The organism is Delftia sp. ASV31 (assembly GCF_016428765.1).
Taxonomy (GTDB): Bacteria; Pseudomonadota; Gammaproteobacteria; order Burkholderiales; family Burkholderiaceae_C; genus Comamonas; species Comamonas acidovorans.
In genome coordinates, this window is record NZ_JAELTK010000081.1 from 21,923 (window position 1) to 28,366 (window position 6,444).

Genomic DNA, 6,444 nt, shown 5'->3' on the forward strand with positions numbered 1-6,444 from the left:
GCTCAGGCCAGCTCGGCATCCGCCAGCAGCGGCTGCTTGAGATCCTTGTCCGACAGCGACATCTCCACATCGAGCTGCGGCCATTGCACGCCGATGGCCGGGTCATTCCAGGCAATGCCGCGATCGGCCTGGGGAGCGTAGAAGGCCGTGGCCTTGTAGAGGAAGTCGGCGCTGTCGCTGAGCACCACGAAGCCGTGGGCAAAGCCTGGGGGCACCCACAGCTGGCGGTGGTTGTCTTCCGTCAGCTCGGCGCCCACCCATTGGCCGAAGGTCGGCGAGCCCTTGCGGATGTCCACGGCCACGTCGAACACGGCGCCGCGCACCACGCGCACCAGCTTGCCCTGGGCATGGGGCGGCAGCTGGTAGTGCAGGCCGCGCAACACGCCCTTCTTGCTGCGGCTGTGGTTGTCCTGCACGAACTGGTGGTCCGTGCCCGTGGCCTGGTTGAAGGCCTGCTGGTTGAAGCTTTCGAGGAAGAAGCCGCGATCGTCACCAAACACCTTGGGCTCGATCAGCATCACCTCGGGGATGGCCAGGGGTGTTGCCTTCATGCGTGCACCTTTTCCTTGAGGATCTGCAGCAGGTACTGGCCGTAGCCATTCTTGGCCAAGGCCTGGCCCAGCGTCTCGAGCTGGGCACGGTCTATCCAGCCCTGGCGGAAGGCGATCTCCTCGGGGCATGACACCTTCAGGCCCTGGCGCTGCTGCAAGGTGGCGATGAACTGGCCGGCTTCCAGCAGGCTGTCGTGCGTGCCCGTATCCAACCAGGCGTAGCCACGACCCATGAGCTCCACATTGAGCTGGCCCTTGTCCAGGTACAGGCGGTTGAGGTCGGTGATTTCCAGCTCGCCGCGCGCCGAGGGCTTGATGGACTTGGCCAGTTCCACCACCTGGTTGTCGTAGAAATACAGGCCCGTGACCGCGTAGTTGCTCCTGGGCTGCTTGGGCTTTTCCTCCAGGGAAAGAACCCGGCCCTGGGCATCGAACTCGGCCACGCCATAGCGTTCCGGGTCCTGCACATGGTAGGCAAACACCGTGGCGCCTTCGCTGCGCGCGTCAGCGCGTTCGAGCAGGCGGGGGAAATCGTGACCGTAGTAGATGTTGTCGCCCAGCACCAGGGCGCTGGGGGCGCCGGCCAGAAAGTCTTCGGCGATCAAAAAGGCCTGGGCCAGGCCATCCGGGCTGGGCTGGACGGCGTACTCCAGCTTCAGGCCCCACTGCGAGCCGTCGCCCAGCAATTGCTCGAAGCGCGGCGTGTCCTGCGGGGTGCTGATCACGAGGATTTCGCGGATGCCCGCGAGCATGAGGGCGCTCAGCGGGTAGTAGATCATGGGCTTGTCGTAGACCGGCAGCAGTTGCTTGCTGATGGCCAGCGTGGCCGGGTGCAGGCGGGTGCCGGAGCCGCCCGCGAGGATGATGCCTTTGCGTGTCTGGTTCATGTCCTGGATCCTGGGGTTCTTGCTGAAGCGCGCAGCCACGCTCAGATGATTTCCTGCAGCATGCGGTCCACGCCGGCCTGCCAGTGCGGCAGGCGCAGGCCGAAGGTCTGCTGCAGCCGGTCGGTGTTCAGGCGGGAATTGTGCGGACGCTGCGCCGGGGTGGGAAAGGCGCTGGTGGGCACGGCAGCTATGCGCTGCACCTTCCAGGGGCGTTCGGGCGCGAGTTCGCGCGCCTTGGCGATCACATGGCTGGCGTAGGCATGCCAGGTGGTCTCGCCACCGGCCACCAGGTGGTACAGGCCCTGGTCGCCGGGTTGGCGCTGCAGCTGGCGAATGGCGTGGGCCGTGACGTCGGCGATGAGGTCCGCGCCCGTCGGTGCGCCCCATTGGTCGTCGATCACGCTCAGTGCCTCACGCTCCTGGGCCAGGCGCAGCATGGTCTTGGCGAAGTTGCCGCCGCGCGCCGCATAGACCCAGCTGGTGCGAAAGATCAGGTGGCGGCAGCCCGAAGCCTGGATCAGTTGCTCGCCTTCGAGCTTGCTGCTGCCATAGACGGACAGCGGCGCCGTGGCCTCGGTCTCCGTGCGCGCGGCGCTGCCGCTGCCGTCGAAGACGTAGTCCGTGCTGTAGTGCACCAGCAGCGCACCGGTCTGCACCGCCTCGCGGGCCAGCACCTGGGGTGCGAGCGCGTTGAGCAGCCGCGCCTGGTCAGGCTCGCTTTCGGCCTTGTCCACGGCCGTGTGGGCTGCGGCATTGACGATGACATCGGGACGCAGAGCGCGCACGGTGCGTGCAAGCTCATCGAGGTGCGAGAGATCGCCGCACAGGCCCTGGCCACCGGCGTCGCCCTGGCGGTCCAGCGCAATCAGTTCGCCCAGTGGCGCCAGGCTGCGCTGCAGCTCCCAGCCCACCTGGCCATTGCGGCCCAGCAGCAGCAGCTTCATGCGCCGGCTCCGTCGGTGTACTGGCGGCTGACCCATTCGCGGTAGGCGCCGGACTGCACATCGGCCACCCATTCGGGGTTGTCCAGGTACCACTGCACGGTCTTGCGGATGCCGGTCTCGAAGGTCTCGGCAGGCTTCCAGCCCAGTTCGCGTTCGAGCTTGCGCGCGTCGATGGCATAGCGCCGGTCATGGCCGGGGCGGTCCTTCACATAGGTGATCTGTGCGCTGTAGCTGGTGCCATCGGCCTTGGGACGCAGCTCGTCGAGCAGCGCGCAGACGGTGTTCACGATCTCGACGTTGGGCTTCTCGTTCCAGCCGCCCACGTTGTAGGTGTCACCCAGCCTGCCGGCCTCCAGCACGCGGCGGATGGCGCTGCAGTGGTCGCGCACATAGAGCCAGTCGCGCACCTGCATGCCGTCGCCATAGATGGGCAAAGGCTTGCCGGCCAGGGCGTTGACGATCATCAGCGGGATCAGCTTCTCGGGGAAATGCAGCGGGCCGTAGTTGTTGCTGCAGTTGGTCGTCAGCACGGGCAGGCCGTAGGTGTGGTGCCAGGCGCGCACCAGGTGGTCGCTGGCGGCCTTGCTGGCCGAGTACGGGCTGTTGGGCTCGTAGAGGTGGTCTTCGGTGAAGGCCGGTGCCGCAGGCGCCAGGCTGCCGTAGACCTCGTCGGTGGACACATGCAGGAAGCGGAAGGCCGCCTTGGCCTCGGCATCCAGCGCGCTCCAGTAGCCACGCACCGCTTCGAGCAGGCGGAAGGTGCCGACCACGTTGGTCTGGATGAAGTCCTCGGGGCCATGGATGGAGCGGTCCACATGGCTCTCGGCCGCGAAGTTGACCACGGCGCGCGGCCTGTGCTCGGCCAGCAGACGGGCCAGGGTCTGGCCGTCGCCGATGTCGGCCTGCACGAAGACATGGCGCGCATCGCCTTGCAGGCTCTCCAGGCTTTTGAGGTTGCCGGCGTAGGTGAGCTTGTCCACGTTGAGCACCGGCTCATCGCCGGCAGCCAGCCAGTCCAGCACGAAATTGGCGCCGATGAAGCCAGCGCCGCCTGTGACAAGAATCATGGTTCAACCTTGCAAAATTTCATTGTTCCTGGGGCGGGGATCCGGCAGCAGCATGGGGTGCAGCCTCCCGCCCGGCCTGGGCATTGTCGGCGCTCACCAGTAAAAAAGCCCGCAGGAGGCGGGCTTTTTCCTTCAGGACACGCCTTTTACACACCAGGGCGTGTTCACTGGCCCTGCCAGCGGCGCAGCACCAGCGAGGCGTTCGTTCCACCGAAGCCGAAGCTGTTGGACAGCACGGTGTTCAGTCGCGCATCGCGCGTGCGGGTGACCAGGGGCATGTCGCCCAGTGCCGGATCGGGCGTGTCCACGTTGACCGAGCCTGCGATGAAGCCCTTGTTCATCATGATCATGCAGTAGATGGCTTCCTGCACGCCGGTCGCGCCCAGCGAGTGGCCGGTCAGCGACTTGGTGGAGGAGAACGGCGGCACCTGGTCGCCGAACAGCGCGCGCATGGCACGCACTTCCTGCATGTCGCCCACGGGCGTGGAGGTGCCGTGGGTGTTGATGTAGTCCACGCCGCCTTCGATGCCTTCAAGGGCCTGCTGCATGCAGGCGATGGCTCCGTCGCCCGAGGGCGCGACCATGTCCTCGCCATCGCTGGTGGCGCCAAAGCCCACGACTTCGGCCAGGATGTTCGCGCCCCGGGCCTGGGCGTGCTCCAGGCTTTCCAGCACCACGGCACCGCCTCCGCCTGCGATCACGAAACCGTCGCGGTTGGCGTCATAGGCGCGCGAAGCCTTTTCGGGCTGGTCGTTGTGCTTGCTGGACATGGCACCCATGCCGTCGAACAGCAGGGCCATGCCCCAGGACAGCTCTTCGCCGCCACCGGCAAACATCACGTCCTGCATGCCCCAGGCAATCTGCTGTGCCGCAGCACCGATGCAGTGCGCCGAGGTGGAGCAGGCCGAGGTGATGGAGTAGTTGATGCCCTTGACCTTGAAATTGGTCGCCAGGCAGGCCGACACCGTGGAGCTCATGCAGCGCGTGACCTGATAGGGACCGACGCGGCGAATGCCCTTCTCGCGCAATGTGTCGGCCGCCTCGATCTGGTTGGCCGGCGAGCCGCCGCCCGAGCCCATGATCAGGCCCGTGCGCGGATGGCTGACCTGCTCGGGCGTGAGGCCGGCCTGGGCGATGGCATCTTCCAGCGCGATCTGCGCATAGGCTGCCGCATCGCCCATGAAGCGCAGCTGCTTGCGATCGATCCGTGCCTCGACGTCGATCTCCGGCACACCGGCCACCTGGCTGCGCATGCCCAGTTCGGTGAACTTCGGCATGGCCTTGATGCCCGTGCGGCCCTCGCGCAGCGAGGTCTCCACGGTATCGAGGTCGTTGCCGATGCACGAGACAATGCCCGCGCCGGTGATGACTACGCGACGTTTGGTCATGCTGCCGTTCCCTGGCCTTCACCCTCGCGCAGGAACAGACCCACGCGCAGGTCATTGGCCACGTAGATTTCCTTGCCATCGGCCAGAAGGCGTGCATCGCCGATGGCCATGTTGAGCTTGCGCTTGATCACGCGCTTGATGTTGATTTCGTAGGTCACCAGCTTGACGTCAGGACCCACTTCGCCCGTGAACTTGACCTCGCCGGCGCCCAGGGCGCGGCCACGGCCGGGAAGGCGCAGCCAGGTCAGGTAAAAGCCGATCAACTGCCACATGGCGTCCAGGCCCAGGCAGCCGGGCATGACGGGATCGCCCCGGAAATGGCAATCGAAGAACCAGAGATCAGGCTTGATATCGAGTTCGGCGACGATCTTGCCCAGGCCGTGGGCGCCACCATCGGTGTCGATGTGCGTGATGCGGTCGAACATCAACATGGGAGGCAGGGGAAGACGTCCGCTGTCTGCGGAAAACAGCTTGCCTTCGCCCGAAGCGATCAGTTGCTCATACGAAAAAGAATCGGCCATTGTCTAACTTGCTCCACGGCGGCACTGACGCCACCTCTATCTCTGAATGGGTGCGGCCCGCAGCGGACCATGCAGCCGCGCATTATCGGGGTTGAACGTTGCCAGACTGCAACAAAACCCCGAGGCCGCATCAAAACTCTGCCACAAAAGCCACGCCGACCCAGGTCGCGGGCCTTGGCTACAGCCCCTGGACCGGCCGCTTGCGGCGCCTGATCCACGCCACCGTCAGCACCGCCAAGGCAGCCAGGCACAGCGGCACCAGTCCTGCCGCGTGCACCCAGCGCGCGAATGGCGTCAAGGCCTCGCGCCCCTGCACGCTGGCCTGCAGCACGGCGCGCTCGTAAGGCACCAGCGCCTGCGTGACCACACCCCGGTGATCGATGGCAACCGTGGCGCCGGTGTTGGTGGCGCGCAGCATGGGGCGCTCGAATTCCAGCGCGCGCATGCGGCTGATGGCCAGATGCTGGTCGATGGCCACGCTGTCGCCAAACCATCCGATGTTGCTGAAATTCACCAGCACCGTCGGCGCCGTCGCCGCGTTGCCAAAATGCGCGCCCAGCTCCTCGCCAAACAAATCCTCATAACAGATGTTGGGCGACAGACGCTCGCCGGCCCAGGCCATGGAGGGCTGGCCCAGCGCGCCGCGGTTGAAGTCGCCCAGCGGTATGTTCATCATCTGCGTGAACCAGCGAAACAGCGGCGGGATGAACTCCCCGAAGGGCACCAGATGGTGCTTGTCGTATTGGTAGTCCTGGATCTGGCCGCGCTGCCAGCCCACGACCGAGTTCGTGTAGCCGGCCTCTTCCGACCCCAGGGGAATGCCCAGCAGCGCTGCCTGCCGGCCGTCCTTCTTCAGATACGGTTCGCGCAGCAGGTCCAGGTATTCCTCGGGCAGTTGCTGGGGCAGCAGGGGTACGGCCGTCTCAGGGGCCACGACCAGTTGCGCGGTGGCAGCGCGCAGCTCGCGCCCGTACCAGCCCAGCGCCAGCGGAATGCCGCTGCCGGCCTCGAACTTCTCATCCTGCGGGATATTGCCCTGCAGCAAGGCCACGCTCAGCGCCGGCCGTTCGGCCGACGGTGCATTGA

General features: G+C 66.0%; 7 protein-coding genes. All 7 read right to left on the minus strand.

Annotated features, from left to right (window positions below):
• Nucleotides 1–2 precede the first annotated feature (2 nt).
• On the minus strand, nt 3–551 hold the full coding sequence (gene rfbC, locus JHD82_RS23295; protein WP_199139039.1) for a dTDP-4-dehydrorhamnose 3,5-epimerase: 549 nt from the start codon (nt 549–551) through the stop codon (nt 3–5).
• Complete coding sequence (gene rfbA, locus JHD82_RS23300; protein ID WP_012203207.1) at nt 548–1,438, minus strand: glucose-1-phosphate thymidylyltransferase RfbA; 891 nt, start codon at nt 1,436–1,438, stop codon at nt 548–550. Before rfbA ends, rfbC begins: the two co-directional genes overlap by 4 nt.
• Before the next feature lie 41 nt (nt 1,439–1,479).
• Complete coding sequence (gene rfbD, locus JHD82_RS23305) at nt 1,480–2,382, minus strand: dTDP-4-dehydrorhamnose reductase (RefSeq protein WP_199139040.1); 903 nt, start codon at nt 2,380–2,382, stop codon at nt 1,480–1,482.
• Nucleotides 2,379–3,449 carry a dTDP-glucose 4,6-dehydratase gene (gene rfbB, locus JHD82_RS23310; protein WP_012203205.1) on the minus strand — a complete coding sequence of 357 codons (1,071 nt, stop codon included), beginning with the start codon at nt 3,447–3,449 and terminating at the stop codon, nt 2,379–2,381. The genes rfbD and rfbB overlap by 4 nt, the downstream gene beginning before the upstream one ends.
• Nucleotides 3,450–3,613: 164 nt before the next feature.
• Nucleotides 3,614–4,837, minus strand: coding sequence for a beta-ketoacyl-ACP synthase I (gene fabB, locus JHD82_RS23315; RefSeq protein ID WP_141830424.1), 1,224 nt, complete (start codon nt 4,835–4,837; stop codon nt 3,614–3,616).
• Nucleotides 4,834–5,358, minus strand: a complete 525-nt coding sequence (gene fabA / locus JHD82_RS23320) for a bifunctional 3-hydroxydecanoyl-ACP dehydratase/trans-2-decenoyl-ACP isomerase (RefSeq protein ID WP_012203203.1) — start codon at nt 5,356–5,358, stop codon at nt 4,834–4,836. Before fabA ends, fabB begins: the two co-directional genes overlap by 4 nt.
• Nucleotides 5,359–5,536: 178 nt before the next feature.
• A partial coding sequence (gene lnt / locus JHD82_RS23325) for an apolipoprotein N-acyltransferase (RefSeq protein ID WP_199139042.1) occupies nt 5,537–6,444 on the minus strand: 908 nt, incomplete at its 5' end.